Origin of the sequence: Allobosea sp. BH3, assembly GCF_025499465.1 — a bacterium.
GTDB lineage: Bacteria > Pseudomonadota > Alphaproteobacteria > Rhizobiales > Beijerinckiaceae > Allobosea.
The window spans coordinates 613,068-633,606 of record NZ_JAIMCA010000002.1 but is presented as its reverse complement, the minus strand read 5'-3'; the positions used below and the strand labels follow the sequence as shown (position 1 = coordinate 633,606).

At 65.3% G+C, this 20,539-nt stretch carries 20 protein-coding genes; 11 read left to right on the top strand and 9 right to left on the bottom strand.

Annotation, left to right across the window (positions count from 1 at the left end; genetic code table 11):
* Positions 1-36 precede the first annotated feature (36 nt).
* Positions 37-939, top strand: coding sequence for a GntR family transcriptional regulator (locus BoBH3_RS08000; RefSeq protein WP_262330235.1), 903 nt, complete (start codon positions 37-39; stop codon positions 937-939).
* Positions 940-1,177: 238 nt separating this feature from the next.
* Here BoBH3_RS08000 and BoBH3_RS07995 read toward each other — a convergent pair whose 3' ends face one another.
* The 5 genes from BoBH3_RS07995 to BoBH3_RS07975 form a co-directional block, all read right to left on the bottom strand.
* A complete protein-coding gene (locus tag BoBH3_RS07995; protein WP_262330234.1) occupies positions 1,178-1,948 on the bottom strand; it encodes an SDR family NAD(P)-dependent oxidoreductase in 771 nt (256 codons plus the stop codon).
* 28 nt (positions 1,949-1,976) lie between these two features.
* Positions 1,977-2,480, bottom strand: a complete 504-nt coding sequence (locus tag BoBH3_RS07990; protein WP_262330233.1) for a TRAP transporter small permease — start codon at positions 2,478-2,480, stop codon at positions 1,977-1,979.
* Complete coding sequence (locus BoBH3_RS07985; RefSeq protein ID WP_262330232.1) at positions 2,477-3,775, bottom strand: TRAP transporter large permease; 1,299 nt, start codon at positions 3,773-3,775, stop codon at positions 2,477-2,479. Before BoBH3_RS07985 ends, BoBH3_RS07990 begins: the two co-directional genes overlap by 4 nt.
* A gap of 42 nt (positions 3,776-3,817) precedes the next feature.
* Positions 3,818-4,831, bottom strand: a complete 1,014-nt coding sequence (locus tag BoBH3_RS07980; RefSeq protein ID WP_262330231.1) for a TRAP transporter substrate-binding protein — start codon at positions 4,829-4,831, stop codon at positions 3,818-3,820.
* A 116-nt stretch (positions 4,832-4,947) separates the two neighbouring features.
* Positions 4,948-5,718, bottom strand: a complete 771-nt coding sequence (locus BoBH3_RS07975; RefSeq protein WP_262330230.1) for a GntR family transcriptional regulator — start codon at positions 5,716-5,718, stop codon at positions 4,948-4,950.
* Positions 5,719-5,829: 111 nt separating this feature from the next.
* Between BoBH3_RS07975 and BoBH3_RS07970 the strand changes: the two genes are divergently transcribed.
* The 4 genes from BoBH3_RS07970 to BoBH3_RS07955 all read left to right on the top strand — a co-directional run bounded on the left by BoBH3_RS07970 (position 5,830) and on the right by BoBH3_RS07955 (position 9,671).
* Positions 5,830-6,501 (top strand): cyclase family protein, encoded by a 672-nt coding sequence (locus tag BoBH3_RS07970; RefSeq protein ID WP_262330229.1) that lies wholly within the window; start codon positions 5,830-5,832, stop codon positions 6,499-6,501.
* 280 nt (positions 6,502-6,781) lie between these two features.
* Entirely contained in the window at positions 6,782-7,333 is a 552-nt protein-coding gene (locus BoBH3_RS07965; RefSeq protein ID WP_262330228.1) for a TRAP transporter small permease, read from the top strand.
* Positions 7,330-8,613, top strand: a complete 1,284-nt coding sequence (locus tag BoBH3_RS07960; RefSeq protein ID WP_262330227.1) for a TRAP transporter large permease subunit — start codon at positions 7,330-7,332, stop codon at positions 8,611-8,613. The genes BoBH3_RS07965 and BoBH3_RS07960 overlap by 4 nt, the downstream gene beginning before the upstream one ends.
* A gap of 47 nt (positions 8,614-8,660) precedes the next feature.
* A complete protein-coding gene (locus tag BoBH3_RS07955) occupies positions 8,661-9,671 on the top strand; it encodes a TRAP transporter substrate-binding protein (protein ID WP_262330226.1) in 1,011 nt (336 codons plus the stop codon).
* Positions 9,672-10,052: 381 nt separating this feature from the next.
* On the opposite strand, the gene BoBH3_RS07950 is transcribed toward BoBH3_RS07955, so the two are convergent.
* From BoBH3_RS07950 to BoBH3_RS07935, 4 genes are all read right to left on the bottom strand, one after another.
* Positions 10,053-11,372, bottom strand: a complete 1,320-nt coding sequence (locus BoBH3_RS07950; protein ID WP_262330225.1) for a TRAP transporter large permease — start codon at positions 11,370-11,372, stop codon at positions 10,053-10,055.
* Positions 11,369-11,878 (bottom strand): TRAP transporter small permease, encoded by a 510-nt coding sequence (locus BoBH3_RS07945; RefSeq protein ID WP_262330224.1) that lies wholly within the window; start codon positions 11,876-11,878, stop codon positions 11,369-11,371. The genes BoBH3_RS07950 and BoBH3_RS07945 overlap by 4 nt, the downstream gene beginning before the upstream one ends.
* A gap of 62 nt (positions 11,879-11,940) precedes the next feature.
* A complete protein-coding gene (locus BoBH3_RS07940; protein WP_262330223.1) occupies positions 11,941-12,936 on the bottom strand; it encodes a TRAP transporter substrate-binding protein in 996 nt (331 codons plus the stop codon).
* Between the two features lie 293 nt (positions 12,937-13,229).
* A complete protein-coding gene (locus BoBH3_RS07935; protein WP_262330222.1) occupies positions 13,230-14,135 on the bottom strand; it encodes a LysR family transcriptional regulator in 906 nt (301 codons plus the stop codon).
* 175 nt (positions 14,136-14,310) lie between these two features.
* On the opposite strand from BoBH3_RS07935, the gene BoBH3_RS07930 reads away from it, so the two are divergent.
* Genes BoBH3_RS07930 through BoBH3_RS07905 form a run of 6 tightly spaced genes read left to right on the top strand, consistent with a single transcriptional unit; the run spans position 14,311 to position 20,162 of the window.
* A complete protein-coding gene (locus BoBH3_RS07930; RefSeq protein ID WP_262330221.1) occupies positions 14,311-15,918 on the top strand; it encodes an ABC transporter substrate-binding protein in 1,608 nt (535 codons plus the stop codon).
* Between the two features lie 43 nt (positions 15,919-15,961).
* Positions 15,962-16,807 carry an ABC transporter ATP-binding protein gene (locus BoBH3_RS07925; RefSeq protein WP_262330220.1) on the top strand — a complete coding sequence of 282 codons (846 nt, stop codon included), beginning with the start codon at positions 15,962-15,964 and terminating at the stop codon, positions 16,805-16,807.
* Positions 16,808-16,810: 3 nt separating this feature from the next.
* Entirely contained in the window at positions 16,811-17,782 is a 972-nt protein-coding gene (locus tag BoBH3_RS07920) for an ABC transporter permease (protein ID WP_262330219.1), read from the top strand.
* Between the two features lie 2 nt (positions 17,783-17,784).
* Positions 17,785-18,648, top strand: coding sequence for an ABC transporter permease (locus BoBH3_RS07915; RefSeq protein ID WP_262330218.1), 864 nt, complete (start codon positions 17,785-17,787; stop codon positions 18,646-18,648).
* Between the two features lie 4 nt (positions 18,649-18,652).
* Positions 18,653-19,705: an ABC transporter ATP-binding protein gene (locus BoBH3_RS07910; protein WP_262330217.1), complete on the top strand. Its 1,053-nt coding sequence runs from the start codon at positions 18,653-18,655 to the stop codon at positions 19,703-19,705.
* A 13-nt stretch (positions 19,706-19,718) separates the two neighbouring features.
* Positions 19,719-20,162 (top strand): gamma-glutamylcyclotransferase family protein, encoded by a 444-nt coding sequence (locus BoBH3_RS07905; RefSeq protein ID WP_262330216.1) that lies wholly within the window; start codon positions 19,719-19,721, stop codon positions 20,160-20,162.
* The last annotated feature ends 377 nt before the right edge of the window (positions 20,163-20,539 follow it).

The following is a 20,539-nucleotide window of genomic DNA, read 5'->3' as shown; positions in this document are numbered from 1 at the left end:
CATATCGGCGCGCGAAATGCCGCCGAGGTGCAGGCAATGGCTGGCAGCGGAAGACGAGACCTCGCAACCCCACTCGCGGCGCGCATCCTTGGCGAGATCCGGGATGGTGCCATGGGCATCGGAACTCATCTCCGCTCTCAGGACATCGCGACACGCCTCGGCGTGTCGCGGTTTCCTGTCGGCCAGGCACTCCAGCTTCTCGCCGACAAGGGTGTGCTGCGTCACGAACGCAACCGTGGATATTTCGTCGAACAGGCGTCGCCGCCTTCGAGTGAGACACTTGGGCTTTCCGAGCCGGATCAAGTGACACAGGCCTATTTTCGGATCGCAGACGACCATCTCCGGGGCAGTCTCCCGGAGCAGGTCAGCGAAGCCGATTTGCGCCAGAGCTATGGTCTCACGCGCGCCGAACTCAATGCGGTCCTGACCCGCATCAGCCAGGAGGGCTGGGCAGAGCGGCGGGCGGGCTATGGTTGGACCTTCGCGCCGGTGTTGAACACGCCGGAAAGCCTCGAGCAAACCTATCGGCTGCGCCTCGCGCTCGAACCCGCTGCGCTTCTGGAGCCTGGATACCATTTGGCCCCGGAGAGCATCGCAGCGTGTCGTGCTGCCGAGGAGCGGCTGCTCGCAGGCGCCATCGAAACCGATACAGCCGATGCCCTGCATGAGCGCGGCGTGCGCTTTCACGAGACCATCGTGGCGGGGGCTGGCAACCCGTTCTTTCTCGACACGATTCGCCGGATCAACCGGGTGAGACGGTTGCTGTCCTACCGCTCCATGCTCGACCGCAAGCGCTACCGCCAGCAATGCGAGGAGCATCTCGCAATCCTCGACAGCCTCGCAGGAGGGCGGCAATCGGAAGCGGCAGAGCGCCTGCGTCTGCACCTGACGCACACCATCGACAATCTCAGTGGAATCCGCTCGCTGCTGAGCCGCTGAGAGAAGCCGTATTGAACAGGCACGTCGCAAGCGCTCGGAAATGCTTCGGCTTGAGGTAGCGTCCGTTCGACGACGCGCCCCGGATCAAGGCCGCGTGGCGCTCGCTGTGGATTCGCTGTCATCCCGCAAGCGGATGTTCATTGCCTTCTTCGGGGCGATTTGAAGCCAGATCGTTTGCGTTGGCCGTGCCTGAGCGAGGGCTTCATCCAGAGATGCTGCCTCAAGCTCTCCGGCATCTTCAGACTCTCGTCCCGCCGTCGGCCATGATGACCGACGCAGTACAGAAGGAGGCTTCGTCCGAGGCCAGCCAGAGGATCGGGAAGGCGACCTCGCGCGGGTCCGCCCAACGGCGCTGGATGTTGTGATCGACCTGTTCGGTGCGCAGGTCCTGCTCGCTTCTGCCTTCGGCGGCGAAGCGGCGGACATGGAAGGGCGTCAACGTCAGCCCCGGGCAGACGGCGTTGACGCGCACGCCGCGGTCGACCTCCTCGAAGGCCAGTGTCTTGGTCAGCGAGATGATGCCGGCCTTGGCGGCGTCGTACTGGCCCATCCCGGCACGCGGGTTGAAGGCGTGGGTCGAGGAGATGTTGACGATGGCGCCCTTGCCGGAGCGGCGCAGCGCCGGGAGCGCCTCGCGCGCCAGATAGGCATAGCTCAGCAGATTGACCGAAAGGACCTTCGCCCAGGTTTCGGCCTTGGCCGCCTCGAGCGGCTCATAGGAGCGAATGCCGGCGTTGTTGACCAGAATGTCGAGGCTGCCGAAGGCGGCGAGCGAGCGCGCGACGATCTGCCCCGCGGCGCTCTCCTGGCCGACATCGGCCTCGATGGCGAGGATCTCGGCGCCGGGCACGGCCTCGCGCACCGATGCCGCGACCTGGTCCAACGCGGAGGAATCGATGTCGACCAGCGCGATGCGAGCGCCTTCCTCGGCAAAGAGCCGGGCGGTGGCGTGGCCGATTCCGCCGGCGCCGCCAGTGATGATCGCGGTCTTTCCCGCCAGCCGTGGCATGCTCGGAATCTCCTGATTGCGTGTTGTCTCAGCCGACCAGCGTTGCGCTGGATTCGAGCGCCTGGCCGCGCATCACCCGGAGTAGCCAGACGACCGAGTAAACCGCCATCAGCGCGGCGCAGCCGGGGATCGCGCCATACCACCAGCCCTTGTCGAGCCTGAGATAGGGGGTCGTCTCCCCGGCCAACCGGACGAAGTCGATACCGTAGATCAAGAGCACCAGCGCGAAGGCGAGCATGGCGAGGTTGATGAAGATCTCGACGACGCGCCGCGCGGCGGCCGGCATCAGGTCTTCGAAGAGCACCACGCGGTAGAGCATGCCCTCGCGCCAGAGCGCGAGCGATGTCAGCATCACCAGCCAGATGAACAGGAGTTCCACGATCTCGTCATAGCCCTGGATCGAGAAGAGTGGCGACAGTCGAAGCACGATGGCGAGCGCCAGCAGCACGAAGAGCCCGAGCATGCAGGCGACCGCGCCCGCCTTGCAGAGCGCCGCCACGACGCGGTCGGCCGCCTTCAGCACGGCGATCATCGCGACACTCCATAGCCGAGCAGATGCGGGAGCCAGAGCGAGATGGCGGGCACATAGGTGATGACGAAGAGCACCGCGATCAGCGCCAGTACATAGGGCCAGATCTCGCGGGTGATCTCGGCGATCGAGATCTTGGCGATGCCGGCCACGACATAGAGGCACAGCCCGACCGGGGGAGTGACCAGTCCGATCATGATGTTGAGCACAAGGATGACGCCGAAATGCACCGGGTCGACGCCGATCTTGGTGATGATCGGCAGCAGCACCGGATAGGCGATGATCATGATGGCGATGCCCTCGATGAACATGCCGAGCAGCAGCAGCACGACGTTGATGATCAGCAGGATCATCCAGGGCTCTGACGACATCGAGAGGAACGCGGTGAGGATCGCGTTCGGGATCTGTTGCTGGATCAGCACCCAGCCGAAGGGTGTGGCGAGCGCGATGATGAACATCACCTGCGCGGTCTGCCGCGCGCTTTCCCAGAGCACCTCGACCGTATCGCCCATGGTGAGCTCGCGGTAGACGAAGCGCCCGAGCAGGAAGGCATAGCCGGCCGCGACGACCGCGGCCTCGGTCGGCGTGGCGAACCCCGCGAAGATCACGAGCAGGATCGTCGGCGGCAGCAGCAGGGCAGGGCCGGCCTTGGCGACCGTTCGCATCGCCTCCGGCAGCGGCGGCAGCGCCTCGCCGCGTGGCAGGTCCATGTGCTTGGCGACGGTGGCGATCACGCCCATCAGCGCGGCCGCCATCAGCAGGCCGGGCAGGATGCCGGCGAGAAACAGCGCGCCGACCGAGACGTTGGCGAGACTGCCATAGATCACGAACGGAATGCTCGGCGGGATGATCGGCCCGATGGTGGAGGAGACCGCCGTGATCGTCGCCGCGAAGCGGCCGGTATAGCCCGCCTTGGTCATGGCGCGGTGTTCGATGACGCCCATGCCGGCCGCATCGGCGACCGCCGAGCCTGACATGCCGGCAAAGATCACGCTGCCGATGACGTTGACATGGGCAAGCCCGCCGCGAATGCGGCCGACACAGAGCTGCGCGACCTGGAAGATGCGCTCGGTCGTGCCGCCGACATTCATCAGGTTGCCGGCGAGGACAAAGAAGGGAATCGCCAGCAGCGGGAACGAGGTCGTGCCCGCATAGGTGCGCTGGATGAAGATCAGCAGCAGGTCCGGCCCCGCCGTCCAGACCATGGTGGCGACGGCGACGAGGCCGAGCGCCGCGGCGATAGGAATGCCGATCAGGATGACGAAGCAAACCCCGATCAGGATAGCCGTAACCAGCATAGCGTCCGCTGCCCTTTCTGCCTCCTTGCGGTTCCGCTTCGCTCAGGCGGTCCGGGCTTCGCTGACGAGCTTCGTCCAGGCGTTCCAGACGTCCTCTCCCAGTGCCTTGCGGAGTTGGTCGTAGGCAGGGCCCATCTTCTCGCGGAACGGCGCGACATCCGGCCGGGTCAGTTCCACGCCGGCCTTCTGCATGTCCGCGAGGTTCTTCTCCTCATTGTCGCGCACACCCTTGCGGGAGGCGTTGCCAGCGGCCTTCGCCTCTTCGGAGACGATCTTGCGCTGCTCCTCGCTCAGTTTGCCCGACCAGACGCGCGGATTGGCGCAGAAGACAATCGGCGCGTAGATGTGCCGGGTCAGCGCGATATGCTTCTGCGCCTCGTAGAACTTGGCCGCGAAGGTGGTGCCCACGGGGTTGTCCTGCCCGTCGACGACCTTGTTGGCGAGGGCGAGATAGACTTCCTGGAAAGCGATGGTCTGGGTGCTGGCGCCCAGCGCCTCGAAGGCGGCCTTGATGGCGAGCTCGGGCGGGACGCGGATCTTCAGCCCCTGCACGTCGGCCGGCTGGTTGATCGGCCGGCGGCTGTTGGTCGTGGCGCGGAAACCCCATTCGAAATTGGCGATCCAGGCGAAGCCGGCCGTCTTGAGCTGCTCCGCTATCCAGTCGCGAGCGGTGACGTCGAGCGTGCGGTGGGCGTGTTCGTAGGAATCGAACTGGTAGGGGATGTTGATGACGCCGATGGTCTTCGACAGCGCCTCGATGTTCGCCGGGTTGAACAGCATCATGTCGATGGCGCCGAGCCGGGTCTGCTGGGCGGCCTCGACCGGCGACCCGAGCGCGTTATTGGGGAAGATCGTGATCTTGACCTCGCCCTTCGTGCGGTCGGCGATGCGCTTGACCATCGCCTCCGCCTCGGTGTGAACCGGGTGGCTGATATCGGCCGGGTGCGTGAGCCTCAGTTCGACCGCGGCGCGGGCCGGCCGGATGAAAGATGCGCTGACGGCCAGCGCTCCACCGGCACCGAGTACGGCACGACGCGAAATTCTGCTGGCGATCATGAGTTCTTCCTCCGCTCCCTGCCGCGGCCTGCGCGGCATCGTTCTGGGCGTGAGGTCGTCGCCTCCGCCAGCCTTCTGCGAGGCTGCGGAAACCTTGCATGCAAGAATACGGAGCGTCAACCGCTGCCAGCGCCGCCGCCGATTTCGCCGGTCGCAGGGCCGGGCACCGTGCCGCGGCGCTCGGAGAGCGCGGCGACCAGGCCGGAGAGACCGCCGCGGACATGTTCGCGCAGCGCCTCGCCGGCGCGCTGCGGATCACGCGCCGCCAGGGCGTCGAGGATGAGTTGGTGTTCCTCGATCGCTGCCTTCCAGCGCTTGGGCCAGAGGTTCGAGGAGTAGCGCGCGCGATCGACGCGGAGCGCGAGCTGGTCCCAGACCGAGAGCAGCACCGGATTGGCCGCGAGCTCCACGATCTTGCGATGGAACGCCTTGTTGGCTTCGAAATAGCCCGGCAGTTCGTCGCGGGCATGGTGCAGCAGCATGCGGTAATGCAGCAATCCGATCTCCGCCTCTGCCTCTTCCGTCATGTTTTTGGCCGCAAGCTCGCCCGCCAGCCCCTCGATCACGGTCACGACGTCGATCAGCGCGGTGACATGGTCGAGATCAAGATCGGACACGACGGCGGAATGGTTCGGCAGCGCGCGCAGCAGCCCGTCCTGGATCAGGGTCTTGATCGCCTCGCGCACCGGCGTGCGGGAGACGGCGAACTGCTCGCAGAGTTCGCGCTCGTTCATCTTGGCCCCCGGGGCGAGCACGCCTGTGACGATGAGGTTGCGCAGTTGGCTGACGACGCTGGCGTGCAGCACGCCCTTTCGGCGTGTGCCGTCCTGCGCCTGCGTCTGCGCGATCAGGGCTGCGAGCGGCGTCGTCTCCGCGGATGTAGTCATGGCTGGTCGGGCATTCCAAATGCGCTGCTTGACTGGCGCAATTCCTTGCATGCAATTTCTTCGGCCTTCAAGAGATGGGCCGCGTGCCCATGCCGCATTGGGACGACAGCCATGAACATCATCGACCTCTCGATGCCCATCGGGCAGCATTTCCGCTGGCCGGTCGAGCTGGGAATCAAGGGCGATATCGCCAAGGGAGACCAGTTCCGCGTCTCCCGCCTGTCCGCGACCTGTCACGGCTTTTCCCATGTCGACGCCATGGCCCATTTCGTCGCTGGCGGGCCGACCATCGAGACGACGCCGCTTTCCGCCGTCGTCGGCCCCTGCCGCGTGCTCGATCTCAGCGCACGCCCCGCCAACGAGCCCATCGAGCCGGAACACCTCGCGGCGGCCGACCCCGGCGGCAAGGAGGGAGAGATCTTGCTGCTCGCCGCGCATTGGTCCGACCGGCGCGACTACAACTCCCGTGAGTTCTGGACGCAGGCGCCCTGGCTGAGCCGCGCTTCGGCCGAATGGCTCGCGGCGCGCAAGCCGACCGCGGTCGCCTTCGATTTCCCTCAGGATTATCCGATCCGCCTGCTGCTCGACGGCAAGGAGGTGCCGAAGCCGGAGCATGTCACGCATGACGTGCTGCTCTCGAACGGCGTCACGCTGATCGAGTACGTCGTGAACACGAGCCGGCTCAAAGCCCCGCGCAACCTCTTCTCCGCTGCGCCTCTGCTGATCCCCAATGCGGATGGGGCGCCCGCGCGCTTCTATGCGATCGAGGGCCTGCCAGTCTGACCGCAGGCGATGCGCGCGGCTGGAGCACGCGCCGATCAGATTGCGCAGCAATCCGATCGGGCCGCGCGTTCTCCATCCATAGTTTGGAGGCGGATTCACCAGGGATCGGGTTTGACACGCCGCAGTCGCCTTGTATTCTGCATACAGAATAAACGAGGCCGCCGGATCTGCGTGCGGCCCTGAGGAAACCGAGGAGGAGGGCGATGGTGCAAAACCGCGCCCCGCTGGCTCTTTGCCGGCAGCATCGTCGCACCTGTTCGCAGCCCTTGCGGGCCGCGTCATGAGCGAGCGCGTCAGATACGCTCTCCTGCGGGGCGTCGAAAACCTGCTGATCGTCGGCTTCGTGGCGATGATCGCAATGGTCTTCGGCAATGTCGTGCTGCGTTACGCGTTCAATTCCGGCATCACCGCCTCCGAGGAGCTTTCGCGGCTGCTTTTCGTCTGGCTGACCTTCGGCGGCGCCTTCCTGGTGGCGCGCGAGGGCGGCCATCTCGGCATGACGACGGTCGTGCTGATGCTTGGGCAGCGTGGTCGCTGGTGGTGCCGTTTCGCGGCCGAGAGCCTGTCCTTGCTCTGCATGGTGCTGTTGGTCGCCGGCTGCTGGACGCAGACCGTCATCAACATCGAGAACCACATGCCCGTCACGGGCGTGCCGATGGCGATGACCTATCTCGCCGGGCTGGTCTGCGGACTGGGCATCGGCGCGCTCAACCTGCAGACGATCGTTTTGATGCTGCGCGGCCAGATCGGCGAGGACGAACTCGTCATCGGCGCGGAGTCGGAAGAGCTCTCCGCCTTCGAGGCGCAGCAGCGCCAGGAGGCGCGCCGGTGACCGTCCTCGTCTTCCTCGGTTCGTTGCTCGGCGCCATGGGGCTGGGCATGCCGATCGCCACCGCGCTGCTGGCCTGCGGCGTCGCGTTGATGATCCAGCTCGATAGCTTCGACCCGCAGATTCTGGCGCAGAATCTGGTCGCCGGTGCAGACAGCTTTCCGCTTATGGCGGTGCCTTTCTTCATGCTCGCGGGCGAGTTGATGAATGCCGGCGGGCTTTCCCGCCGGATCATCGCGCTCGCCGTTGCGCTGGTCGGCCATGTGCGCGGCGGGCTCGGCTATGTCGCGGTGCTGGCGGCGTTGGTCATGGCCAGCATCTCAGGCTCGGCGGTTGCCGACACGGCCGCCCTGGCCGCGATCCTGCTGCCGATGATGCGCCAGGCGGGCTACAACATGCCGCGCGCAGCGGGGCTGATCTCGGCCGGCGGCATCATCGCCCCGGTCATTCCGCCCTCGATCGGCTTCGTCGTGTTTGGCGTTGCTGCGGGCGTCTCGATCACGCGGCTGTTCCTCGCCGGCATCGTGCCCGGTATCCTGATGGGGCTCGCGCTCGTCATCACCTGGTGGATCGTCGCCCGCGACGAGCCCGTGGCGCGCGCCAAGCGGGCGAGCCTGCGCGAGATCGCCAGGGCCGGCATCGACGGCATCTGGGCGCTGGCGCTGCCGGGGCTGATCATCGGCGGCATGAAGGCGGGTGTCTTCACCCCGACGGAGGCCGCGGTGGTGGCCGCGGTCTATGCGGCCTTCGTCGGCGCCTTCGTCTATCGCGAGTTCAAGCTGGAGCATCTGCGCCCGGCGCTGCTCAACGCGATCAAGACCTCGGCCGCTGTCATGTTCCTGGTCGCGGCGGCGATGGTTTCCGCCTGGCTCATCACTATCGCCGACATTCCGGCCCAAGTCGCAGATCTGCTCGGCCCGCTGCTCGACAACAAGACGCTGCTGATGTTCGCGATGATGGCACTGGTCGTCGTCGTCGGAACTGCGCTCGATTTCATCCCGACCGTGCTGATCCTCACGCCGGTGCTGATGCCGATCGTCAAGCAGGCGGGCATCGATCCGGTCTATTTCGGGGTGATGTTCATCATCAACAACGCGATCGGCCTGCTGACGCCGCCGGTCGGCACGGTGCTGAACGTGGTTTGCGCCGTGGGCCGCATCCCGATGGACAAGGTCATTCGCGGCGTCATGCCGTTCCTGATCGCGCAGATCGGCTTGCTGCTCCTGCTCATCCTCGTTCCGGAGATCGTGACGGTTCCAGCGCGCTGGCTGTCGGGACGCTGAAGCTGCCTGAGTTTCAATTGCCAAGAAAAGAACATCGGAGGACGCTCATGACCCTGAAGACAGCATCGCTCACCCGCCGAGGCGCGCTCATGGGCGCGAGCGCTGGCCTCGGCCTCTTCATGATCGGCCGGCCGGCGCTCGCGCAGACGACGAAGCTGCGCTTCGCTCATCCGCATCCCGAGGCCGACAGCTGGCACAAGGCGGCGCTGCTCTTCGCCGAGCAGATTAAGGCCAAGAGCCAGGGACGCTACGAGGTCCAGGTCTTCGCAAACGGCGCTCTCGGCTCCGACGCGCAGACGATCAGCGCCGTGCGCGGCGGCTCGCTCGACATCTGCCTGACCGGCAATCCCTTCTTCACCGGCCTTGCGCCCAAGCTCAACGTGCTCGATCTGCCTTTCCTGATTCAGAGCCGCAAGCACGCGGCCGCCGTGATGGACGGGCCGATCGGCGATGGCCTGCGCCGCGAGCTCGAAGGCTCCAATCTCAAGGCATTGGCGACCTGGGAAATCGGCTGGAGGAACCTGACCAATAATCGCCGCCCGGTGGCGACCGCCGCCGACATCAAGGGGCTCAAGATTCGGACCACGCCGAACCCGGCCCATATCAAGGCCTTCCAGCTCCTCGGCGCCGTTCCGACCCCGATGGCCTTCACAGAACTGTTCACCGCGTTGGAGACCGGCACCGTCGATGGGCAGGAAAACCCCGTGACGCTGATCCTCAACGCAAAGTTCCACGAAGTGCAGAAGCATCTTTCGCTGACCCGCCACGCTTTCACCACCGGCCCGGTGGTGATGAACAAGGCAAAGTTCGACGCCCTGCCCGCCGATCTGCAGGAGGTCTTCGTCAAGATCGCGGTCGAGATCGCAGGCACGCAGCGCCAGATGAACGAGGACACCGAGGGCTCCAGCCTCGCGGCCTTGAAGAAGGCGGGCATGCAGGCCGTGGAAAATCCCGATCGCGACTCCTTCGCGAAGATCGTGACCACGGAGGTGGAGAAGGATTTCGTCGGCAAATTCGGAAGCGAGACGCTCGACGCCATCAAGAAGGCGGCGGTCTAGAAGCGCTGGCGTTTAGAGGCGGGCTTAAGCTCCGTGCTTGGTGGCCGGGTGCTTGAGCCTTTGACGGGAGTCGCCGCCTCGGTTCCCAGAAAGCGCGACTGATGGGCCAGGGCTCGCGGGTTTGCGAGCCCTGGTCCGCGTGATCGCAACGCCATGTCTGCTCGTTAAGCCTGGTCGGGCGCGCGCCCTCGCTGTCTATCCGTCGGCTGGAGAGTGGCAGAATGTCCAGGCGGCGGTGGCTGGCAGACCGGCTGCCGACGGCGCGCGCCTGAGCCGGTCGGATACTCCAACTGACTATTCCGGCGTTCTGCACCCACAATCGGAACCCGGACGTCCGCCGCAAGCCCGACATGCGTCGAGCTGCTTACGGGGGAGTCCCGGTCAGTTCAGGAACTCCGGAGAGATCAGGCCGGGAAGGAACAGCGAAACCTTCGGCCACATGATGATCAGCGCCAGCACCAGCAGCATCGGCATCAGCATGATCATCGTGTCTTTCAGGGCTGCCCGAATGCTGATGCCAGCGACCGAGCAGGCGATCATCAGGCACAGCCCGTATGGGGGCGTGACCAGGCCGAAGGCGAGGCTGACGATCCCGATCATAGCGAAATGGACCGGATCCATCATGACCGCCTTGGCGAGCGGAGCCAGGATCGGGCCGACGATGATGATCGCCGGGATCGCATCGAGGAAGCAGCCCACCGCGAGGAAGACGGCCGCGATGAAGAAGCCGGTCTCGTAGAAGCTCATGCCCCAGGACGAGACGCCGGCCAGGATGGCCTGCGGCATCTTGTAGTAGGCCATCAGCCAGCCGAAGGCCGAGGCCGTGCCGACGCAGAACAGGGTGACGCCGGACAGTTTGCCGGTGTCGAGAAGAGCGGCGTAGAGCCCCTTCAGGTCCATTTCGCGATAGACGATCAACGACAGGATCGCCGCATAGACGACCGCGATCGCTGCCGATTCCGTCGCCGTGAACCAGCCGAAGATCTTGCCGCCGATGATGATGCCGGGCGTGGCCAGCGCGAGAAGCGAATGCTCGAAGGCCTTCAGAACCTCCCTGAACGTTGAACGGGGATAGGTCGGGTAGCCCCGCCTCACGGCATAGGCATGAACCGTCGCCATCTGCGCGACGCCGATCAGTAAGCCGGGGATCACGCCGGCCAGGAACAGCGCGCCGATCGAGGTGGTCAGGATGCCGCCCCAGACGATCATCAAGATCGAGGGCGGGATGATAACCGCGAGCACCGCCGACACCGCGGTGATCGCCACCGAGAAGCTGTCGTCATAACCCTCCCGGCGCTGCGCCTCGATGAAGATTTTCGACTGGCTCGCGGCGTCGGCGGTGGAGGAGCCGGAGATGCCGGCGAAGAATATCGACAGCACCACGTTGATCTGAGCCAGACCGCCGGGAAAATGCCCGACGAGCGCACGCGAAAGGGTCATGAGACGGTTCGTCACGCCGCCGACATTCATCAGGTTGGCGGTCAGAAGGAAGAACGGGACGGCCAGAAGAATGAACGAGTTCAAAGAGTTGAACGTCTCGCTCATCAAGGTCATGATGTCGAGCCGAGGCTCGATGATCAGGATGGGTAGACAGGCGAGGGCGAGCGAGAAGGCGACGGGGATCCGCAGCAGCAGCCCGAGGAAGAAACAGCCGAAAAGGATGCCCGCGGCTTCGCCGGAAGAGAGGACGCTGCCGGTCATGGGGTGCTCTTTCCAGCGAGAATGCGCAGATCATCGAGAAACTGCTCACCGAGGAAGGCGATCCAGCTCATGCCGGCGATCGGCCACGCGACATGGATCAGCCAAAGCGGCAGCTCTGCCAGTTCGGATGTGCGGTTCCAGGCGAACTTCGTGAACTCGATCCCGCCGATCACGAAGACGATGGCGATCGCCAGGACGCCGAGCTTGGCGACGATGCGCATGAACGCGTCACCGCGCGGACCCAATGGGGGCAGCAGGTCGACATCGAAATGCGCGCTGTCACGGACCCCGAGCGCGGTCCCGATCATCACGGTCCACAGGAAGAGAAACCGGGCCATCTCCTCCGTCCAGATGTAGGACGGGATGAGATCGGTATAGCGCGACACGATCTGCAGCATCACTGGCACGACCAGGATGCCGACGGATACCACGACGAGATGCGACAGGAGCCGAGCATAGGCAGCCGTGAGGCGCCGCCATGGGCTGCCGGACAGGATGGCGTTCATGGGGATGTTCCGACGCGGAGGGCGAACCCCGACCGCGATGGCGGCCGGAGTTCAGGCGAGGATCAGGCGCTGGCGATGGCCGTGTGGATGCCGCTTGCGTCGACCTCTTTGGCGTAGGCGAGCATGACGGGCTCGGCGAGCTTCTGCATGGCAGCGCGGTCCTCGAACGGGATCCGCTTCAGCCGGCCGGCCGCCTCCAGCCTGGCGAGGATCTCGGAATCGCTGCCGGATTCGACCTTGCGTTCGTAATCCGCCGCTTCCTTGCCGGCCTGGATCACCGCGTCCTGCAGGTCCTTGGGCAAGCTCGTCAGCGTCTTCATGGAAAAGCAGATCGGCCTGACCGAAACCGCGTGCTGCGTCATCAGGATGTTGGGAGCGACTTCGAAGAACTTCATCTGCTCGATGCCGGCGGCTTCGTTCTCGGCCGCCGCGATGACGTTGTTCTGAATCGCGTTGTAGATTTCGTTATAGGCGATGACCGTCGGTGACATGCCGATGGCCGAGAAGCTGCGGGACCAGATCGGCGCGCCCTGGACGCGGACCTTGAGGCCCTTGATCTCGGCGAGGTTCTTCATCGGCTTGTTGGAGAACAGGTTGCGCACGCCGCCACCGCCATAGCCGATCAGCCGGACACCGGCCTTCTTCTCGATCTCGTCGGCGATGGGCGTCAGCAGGCCCTTGTTCACCACGGCTTCCATGTGCGGGAAATCCCGGAAGACGAAAGGCGCATCGATGAATGGCGCGGCCTTGGCGAAGGTCGACATGTGGGCAGGCGACACGACGGCGTAATCGACGTTCTTACCTTGAGCCATATACTCGAAATACTGCTTCTCGAGGCCCAGTGAAGAATCCTTGTGCAAGGTGAAGTTGATCGGCCGATTGTAGAGCGCCTTCACCCGTTCCTCGAACTTGAGCAGTCCTTGGGTAAAGGGGTGCGCATCGTTGAACTGGACGGCTCCTACGAGCGTCGGGACGGCCTGCGCGCGACCGATGGCAGGGGCAAAAACCGTCGTAGCAGCCGCGGCGGCGACGCCCTTGAGCAAGGCTCTCCGTTTCATCAGCATTCCCTCCTCCAACGCCTCTCTAATGGAGGCTGCCGACAGAATGTCAGATCGTTCCAGGTTTGACCATGACTTGCAGTCTAGATTTCTGATTGCCGTAGATGCGGGGTAGTTATGAACTCATCTGCATCCGGATGTGCCCACGGCAGACATTGAGCTGCTGCCCCTTGCCGGGCGTTCGGCTGGAGCACAAAGAGGGTTACCCAGCGACCAAGGCTTCGAGTATTCAAGCTGGTGAAGAAATCTTACATTGCCGGCCTGCAAAGGGTGGCTTGGCCGGCTGACGCCGCTCAGGCCGGGCCGCCGTTGTAACGTCCAGCTTCCTCGCGCAGCCAGCCGACGAAGGCCTGCACGTTGATGTTCTCGTCGAAGCGCTTGGGGTAGACGACGTAGTAGGCATCCTCGCAACGCATGCGGTGCGGGCAGGCGACCATCAGCGCTCCCGACTGGATTTCCTCCCGCACCAGAAAATCCGGCAGGATGGCCACGCCGATGCCGGCGATCGCGGCCTGGATGACGAGCGAATAATACTCGAACTTCGGCCCGGCGATGCCGTTCACGTTGCCGGCTCCGGCATCGACCAGCCAATCGCGCCAGAGATAGGGGCGCGTCGTATGCTGCAGCAGCGGCAGCCGCGCAAACCCGTCGGGGCTCGCGAGGGCTTCGCCGCCGATCAGGGCGGGCGCGCAGACCGGGATCACATGCTCGTCCAGCAGGTGATGGATGCGGGCGCCCGGCCAGGTCGGGCTGCCGAAATGGATCGCGGCATGAGCCTTTTCTTCCTCGAAGCTGAACGGCCGGATCTTTGAGATCAGGTTGATGTCGACTGTCGGATGCTTGGCGATGAAGCGCGCCAGCCGCGGCACAAGCCAGCGCGAGCCGAAGGTCGGCAGGCAGGCAACCGTCAAAACCCCGCCTTTGCGTCCGTGCGAAAGAAACCGGGTGGTCGCCACTTCGACCCGATTCAACAGGCTGCGCAGCTCCTCGGCATATTCCTCGGCAGCAACGGTCGGCGTCAGCCGCTGCTTGTCGCGCAAGAAGAGGGTCTGGCCGAGCAGTTCCTCGAGCGCGGCGAGCCGGCGGCTGACGGCGCTCTGCGTCAGGTTGAGCTCGGCCGCAGCGCGCGTGACGCTGCGATGGCGCGCGACCGCCTCGAAACAAGCGAGATCCCGCGTCGGCGGCAAGGTCCTGCGCATTGGTCCGGTTCCGCCAAGTTCATTCCAATTTGGAATGATGTGCATCGGAAATCGGCAATGGGCAAGCTTGCCGGGGAGCCCTAGCTTTCCAGGAGAGGGAATAGGGCGGGCAAGCGGAAAGATCCGCGCTCAGCCGGATTTGTTTGCAGGCCGCACACAAAGAAAGGGGAGAATGATGAAGCTCGCGACAGCATTCGCAGGCGCGCTGATGGGGCTTGGCACGACAGTGGCCTTGGCGCAGCAGCCGGTTCCGGAGATCAAGGTGCTGACCTGGCCGGCTGCCAAGTACCAGCACTATTTCGAGACCTCCAATTACATCGCCGAAGGCTGGCGCAAGCTCGGGCTCAAGGTCACGCTCGATCCGCAGCCCTTCCCCAATCCGATGCTGTCGAAATGGTTCAAGGAGCACGACTTCGACGTGGTGCTGTCGGTCCTCTCGGGCTCACCGCAGCGCTCGGAGCCGGACTTCTTCACCAACGCCCAGTTCAACTCGCGCAACAATGCGCCGGGCGATTCCAATGTCGGCTCCTTCTCCAGCCCGAAGGTCGACGAACTCGGCGCCCGGCAGCTCGCGCTCTACGACGCGCAGGAGCGCCGCAAGGTGATCTACGAACTGCAGCGCGTCCTGGCCGACGAGCAGCCTGAGGCGGTCCTTGCCTATGTCGTCAACACCTTCGCGATGAACACAGCCAAGGTCGAGATCCCCGGCTATGAGGACACCACCGATGGCCCGCGCTCGCTCTGGAACATGCTGCGCATGACGCCCAGGGCCGGGGCTGCCGTGAAGATCGGCCGGACCATCGACCAGGGCACCTTCAACCCGCTGGCGGCGACGATCGTCGAGGACTTCAACACGCTGAGCCTGGTCTACGACAAGCTCGTCGAACTCGGCCCCGACGGCTCGCCGCGGATGTGGCTGGCCGAGGCGCTCGAGGTGGTCGACCCCACCACCGTGGTCGTCAAGCTGCGCCAGGGCCACAGCTTCAGCGACGGCAAGCCCGTCACCGCCGAGGACGTCAAGTTCTCGTTCGACTATGTGAAGCGCTGGGACGCGGCCTATTTCAAGAAATACCTGGAGAAGCTGGCCTCGGTCGAGGTCGTCGACCCCGCGACCGTGCGCTTCAAGCTGACCGAGGCCTATGCGCCGTTCATCATCAACACGCTCGGCCAGGTGCTGATCCTGCCCAGGCACATCTGGGCGGACGTGGTCGAGAAGACCGGCATCGCCAAGCCGCAGGACTTCCGCAACATGCCGCTCATCGGCAGCGGACCCTATACGCTGCGTTACTGGCGCGAGGGGCAGGAGATCTCGCTGCAGCGCCGGGCCGACCATTTTGCCAAGCCCGCCTCCGACCTGTTGATCATCGTCTTCGGCTCGGCCGAACTCGTCGGTGCAGCACTCAAGAAGGGCGATATCGACGTCTCCTTCCAGCCGATCGTGCCGACCGTGGTCAAGGAGTTTGGGGCCGAGAAGAACATCAAGCTGATCCAGGCGCGCTCGAACGGGTATATGTCGATGCGCTACAACATCGCCCGGCCGGTATTCGCTCATACGGCGCTGCGGCAGGCCCTGGCGCATGCCATTCCCTACGAAGCTATCATCGACGAGGTGCTGGGCGGCGATGCCGGTCGCAGTGCGACGCCGATCGTGCCCGTCAACGCCTTCTGGCACGACAGCTCGATCCCGCTGCCGGCCTATGACGTCGACAAGGCCAAGGCGATCCTGAAAGCCGCCGGCTTCAGCTGGGGCCCGGACGGCAGCCTGCGCGCCCCGGCCAAGTGACGCGGTCAGTAACGCGACCGCCGAATACGCGAGCCATCCTGCGATGATCGACGTCAGGAATCTGACCAAGCACTATGCGGCGTCCGCCGGGCTGCGCTCGCTGCTGCCCGGCCGGCGAGGCGAGGTGACGCGGGCGGTCGACGGAGTCAGCTTCCGGATCGGCGCCGGCGAGGTCCTGGGTCTCGTCGGCGAATCCGGCAGCGGCAAGTCGACCACCGGTCGCCTGCTCGTCGGGCTGGAGACGCCGAGCGCAGGCACGATCCTGATCGAAGGCATTGACAGCGCAGCGGCGCGCGCCCGGGACAAGAAGGCCTTCCACCGCCAGGTGCAGATGATCTTCCAGGACCCGTACGGGGCTCTCAACCCGCAGCACACGGTCGAGGAGCTTGTCGGACGACCGTTGTTCTATCAGGGCGTGCGCGACCGCGTGGCCATCGCCAAGAGCGTGCGCGCCGTCCTGGCCGAGGTCGGTCTCAACCCGGCCGATAGCTATCTCGACCAGCACCCGCACCAGCTCAGCGGCGGCCAGCGCCAGCGTGTCTGCATCGCCCGCGCGATCATCCTCGAGCCGCGCTTTCTCGTCGCCGACGAGCCGGTCTCGATGCTCGACGTCTCGATCAAATGGGACATCGTGCGGTTGCTCAAGCGCCTCGCCCGCCAGCGCGGCATCGCGATGCTCTACATCACCCACGACCTCGCCACCGTCGGCGCGGTCTGCGATCGGCTGGCGATCATGCATCGCGGCCGTATCGTCGAGACCGGCCCGGTCGAGGAGGTTCTGTCGGCGCCGAGCGATGCCTATACGCGCGCCCTGATCGCCGCCATCCCTTCCGCCGATCCCGATGTCGTGCGGGGCCCGCTCCCCGGTACCACGCAGGCGGTGGTTTGAGCCATGGCCAGCTATCTCGTTCGCCGCCTCGGGCACATGGTTCTGACGCTGTTCGCGATGGCGACGCTGATGTTCTTCCTGTTCCGGCTGCTGCCCGGTGACCCGACCGCGACCGTGATCAGCCCTTCGCTCTATCCGAAGGCGCAGGAGGCGATGCGGCAGCAGTTCGGGCTCGATCGGCCGCTCTTCGAGCAATACCTGCTCTATCTGCGCAATCTCTGCGTCCTCGATTTCGGTTTCTCGTTTCAGACCAACCGGCCGGTCTTCGAGATGATCCAGGGCCGGCTCCTCAACACGCTTTTGCTGATCCTTCCCTCCATGCTCGCCGCCTATCTGATCGGCGCGGTCATCGGGGCGATGGCCGCATGGAAGCGCGGCGGCGGCGCGGAAGTCAGCGTCGTGCTGACCGCGACCGCGCTGCAATCGGCGCCGCTGTTCTGGCTCAGCATGCTCGCCATCCTGCTGTTCTCGATCAAGCTCGACCTGTTCCCGATCGGCCACATCGTCACGCCTGGCCTTTTCCCGGAGCAGGACTGGCGGATGTACCTATCGCTCGACTTCTTGCACCATCTGGCGCTGCCCTTCCTGGTCAACACGCTCTACCAGCTCTGCTTTCCGCTGCTGCTGATGCGCTCGACCATGCTGTCGACCATCGGCGAGGATTATATCGAACTCGCCCGCATGAAGGGGCTGAGCGAGCGCCGCGTCCTCTTCAGGCATGCCGCCCGCAACGCGCTGCTGCCGCTGGCCACGACGCTGCCGATGATCCTCGGCTGGGCCGTGGCCGGCTCGGTGGTGATCGAGACGGTGTTCTCCTGGCCCGGGCTCGGCCTGCTGATGATCGAGGCCATCAGTCGCGCTGATTATCCGGTCGCGCAGGCCGCCTTCCTGCTCATCGCGCTGCTGACCGTGCTCGGCACCTTCGTCGCGGACCTGCTCTACGGTCTGCTCGACCCACGCATCGTCTACGACTGACCATGGCTGCGATCATCCTCGACTTCTTTCGCGCAGTCTGGCGCGGTCCCTTCGGCCCCACAGGCCTGGTGATCCTCGCGATTTGCGTCGCGCTGGCCGTCCTGGGCCCGGCGATCGCGCCTTACGATCCCGTCGCGCGCAACTACGACGCTGCCGGCAAGCTGCTGCGGCTGGCGCCGCCCTCCTGGCAGCACTGGCTCGGCACCACGCTGCTCGGCCGCGACGTCTTCAGCCAGATCCTGGTCGGTGCAAGGCCGGCCCTGCTCGTCGGCGGGCTGACGGCGCTCGGCACCGTACTGATCGGCGTCAATATCGGGCTGATCTCCGGCTATTTCGGCGGCCGGATCGACTCCTTCCTGATGCGGCTGACCGACATGTTCCTCGGGCTGCCCTTCCTGCCCTTCATCATCATCGTGCTCTCGCTCACCGGCCGCAGCCTGACGACTATGGTCATCGCCATGACGCTGGTGATGTGGCGCTCGACGGCGCGGGTGGTGCGCGCGCAGGTCCTGTCGCTGCGCGAGATGCCGTTCGTGGCGGCGGCCCGGATCACCGGAGCGAGCGACTTCGCCATCATCTACCGCGAGATCGCGCCCAACATCATGCCGATCGCGCTGGTCAGCGTCGCCTTCGCGCTAGCCTGGGCGATCATCACCGAGGCCAGCATCGGCTTTCTCGGCTTCGGCGACCCGTCCGTGGTGAGCTGGGGCTCCATCGTCTACGACGCCTACGCCTCGCAGATGATGTATCGCGCGCCCTGGTGGGTGGTGCCGCCGGGCATTGCGATCATGCTCCTCGTTTCGGCCGTCTATTTCGTCGGCCGCGCCTATGAGCAGGTCGTCAATCCGCGCCTGAGGATGGGCTAGAGCCATGGACGCCAGCGGCTCCCATTCCCTCCTGTCGATCTCCGGGCTTTCGGCGAGCTATTCCACGCAGCGCGGGCGAGCCAGCGCGCTGTCCGAGATCGACCTCGATCTCGGGAAGGGCGAAAATCTCGGGCTGATCGGCGAGTCCGGTTGCGGCAAGAGCACCTTGCTGAAGACCGTGATGGGCGTGATGCCGGGCAATGCCCGCATCGATGCCGGCAGCATCGCCTTCCAGGGGCGAGACCTCGTCTCGGCCACCGCGGAACAGCGGCGCGCCGTGCGCTGGGCCGGCATCTCGATGGTGACGCAGAGCGCGCTCAATGCCCTCAACCCCGTGCTCAGCGTCGGCGACCAGATCGCGGAGGCGATCCTCGCGCACCGCGATGTATCGCGCGCGGAAGCCTGGCGCCGCACGCAAGCGCTGCTCGCCATGGTCGGCGTCGCACCCGAGCGGGCGCGCGATTTTCCGCACCAGTTCTCGGGCGGCATGCGCCAGCGGGCCATCATCGCCATGGCGCTGGCGCTGGAGCCGCCGCTCGTGCTCGCCGACGAGCCGACGACCGCGCTCGACGTCGTGGTGCAGGACCAGATCTTCCGCAGCCTGCGCGAACTCCAGCAGCGGCTCGGCTTCTCTCTGCTGCTGGTGACGCATGACCTCGCCCTCGTCATCGAGAACTGTGAGCGGGTGGCGGTGATGTATGCCGGCATGATCGTCGAGACGGGGCCGACGCGGGACGTGATCCGCCGGCCGGCCCATCCCTACACGCTCGGGCTCAAGAATGCCCTGCCGCGGCTCGGCAGCCGTGAAGAGCCGATCGCCATCCCGGGCGGGCCGCCCGATCTCGTCGATCCGCCGGCCGGCTGCCGCTTCGCCGCCCGCTGTCCCTTCGCGCTGCTGCGCTGCCACGCCGAGCCGCCTCCGCTGACGAGCATCGACGTCGGACGGCAGGCCCGCTGCCACCGCGCCGCCGAGATCGACACGCTCGCCCCTCTCGCAGCCCTGCCGCGGACCTGGGACGCCTTGCGCGGCCAAAGTCTGGACGCTCCCTCAGCATGAAACGGAGATCGCCGTGAACTATTTCGCCTATGCCAATCTGATGGACATCGAACTGATCCACGGGGTCGCGCCATCCGCTCGCGCGCTCGGCATCGCCTGCTTGAAGGATTACGAGCTCACCTTCGGCAAGACCACGGACGGAGCCTATGAGGGAGCGCGGCTCGCGCCCCTGGACGGAGCCGAAACATGGGGCGTGCACTACGAGCTGTCTGAAGCGGACATGGCGGCGATGGATCGTTCTGCTGGCACCGACAAGGGGCACTGGGCCCATAAATCGATTGTCCTGCATACGCCCGACGGCCGGACAATGGCCTCGACGACCTACGACATACCCGCGCCATCGGGGCCGGCCGGCGCGCCCGCGCACTACAAGGTGCCGCTGCTGAAGGGCGCCCGCGCCAACCAGCTTCCGCCAGCCTATATCGAGAAGCTGGAGCGGCTGCTCGGCAACGTTTGAGCGGTCAGTGTCCCGGTGGCCTGTGTCAGGAGGCGCATGTCGCGATCGCCCCAAAAGGCATCGAGCGAGGCGATCTACGGGCTCTAGAGCATTTTCGAGCGAAGTGGGTGTCGGGTCGCGTGAAGAAAATGCGTTGCGACGAGGAGATGGAGCATTTTCGCGATCCAGAGAAAACGCGGAAATGCCCTGGGGTCTGAAAGGGGAGGGGGCCGCTTTCCGGTATCGGCTTGCTCCCTCGCTCAGGTGGTCAGCGGTCACCTCTGCAAAGTCATCGCGATACGCCTCGGCCTCGTCGGCGAAGGCATCGCCGTGGTCGAGAGTCGTTTAGTTTCGCACCGCAGCCTTTCGATGCGCCGGGCTTATGGCGTGAGGACGCC

Bases quoted from the DNA above. Each gene is read 5' to 3' on its own strand.
- BoBH3_RS07980 (WP_262330231.1), bottom strand. From the start codon at position 4,831: ATGATCGCCAGCAGAATTTCGCGTCGTGCCGTACTCGGTGCCGGTGGA.
- BoBH3_RS07965 (WP_262330228.1), top strand. From the start codon at position 6,782: ATGAGCGAGCGCGTCAGATACGCTCTCCTGCGGGGCGTCGAAAACCTG.
- BoBH3_RS07975 (WP_262330230.1), bottom strand. From the start codon at position 5,718: ATGACTACATCCGCGGAGACGACGCCGCTCGCAGCCCTGATCGCGCAG.
- BoBH3_RS07995 (WP_262330234.1), bottom strand. From the start codon at position 1,948: ATGCCACGGCTGGCGGGAAAGACCGCGATCATCACTGGCGGCGCCGGC.
- BoBH3_RS07985 (WP_262330232.1), bottom strand. From the start codon at position 3,775: ATGCTGGTTACGGCTATCCTGATCGGGGTTTGCTTCGTCATCCTGATC.
- BoBH3_RS07950 (WP_262330225.1), bottom strand. From the start codon at position 11,372: ATGACCGGCAGCGTCCTCTCTTCCGGCGAAGCCGCGGGCATCCTTTTC.
- BoBH3_RS07955 (WP_262330226.1), top strand. From the start codon at position 8,661: ATGACCCTGAAGACAGCATCGCTCACCCGCCGAGGCGCGCTCATGGGC.
- BoBH3_RS07910 (WP_262330217.1), top strand. From the start codon at position 18,653: ATGGACGCCAGCGGCTCCCATTCCCTCCTGTCGATCTCCGGGCTTTCG.
- BoBH3_RS07970 (WP_262330229.1), top strand. From the start codon at position 5,830: ATGAACATCATCGACCTCTCGATGCCCATCGGGCAGCATTTCCGCTGG.
- BoBH3_RS07920 (WP_262330219.1), top strand. From the start codon at position 16,811: ATGGCCAGCTATCTCGTTCGCCGCCTCGGGCACATGGTTCTGACGCTG.
- BoBH3_RS08000 (WP_262330235.1), top strand. From the start codon at position 37: ATGGCTGGCAGCGGAAGACGAGACCTCGCAACCCCACTCGCGGCGCGC.
- BoBH3_RS07935 (WP_262330222.1), bottom strand. From the start codon at position 14,135: ATGCGCAGGACCTTGCCGCCGACGCGGGATCTCGCTTGTTTCGAGGCG.
- BoBH3_RS07940 (WP_262330223.1), bottom strand. From the start codon at position 12,936: ATGAAACGGAGAGCCTTGCTCAAGGGCGTCGCCGCCGCGGCTGCTACG.
- BoBH3_RS07925 (WP_262330220.1), top strand. From the start codon at position 15,962: ATGATCGACGTCAGGAATCTGACCAAGCACTATGCGGCGTCCGCCGGG.
- BoBH3_RS07990 (WP_262330233.1), bottom strand. From the start codon at position 2,480: ATGATCGCCGTGCTGAAGGCGGCCGACCGCGTCGTGGCGGCGCTCTGC.
- BoBH3_RS07930 (WP_262330221.1), top strand. From the start codon at position 14,311: ATGAAGCTCGCGACAGCATTCGCAGGCGCGCTGATGGGGCTTGGCACG.
- BoBH3_RS07945 (WP_262330224.1), bottom strand. From the start codon at position 11,878: ATGAACGCCATCCTGTCCGGCAGCCCATGGCGGCGCCTCACGGCTGCC.
- BoBH3_RS07915 (WP_262330218.1), top strand. From the start codon at position 17,785: ATGGCTGCGATCATCCTCGACTTCTTTCGCGCAGTCTGGCGCGGTCCC.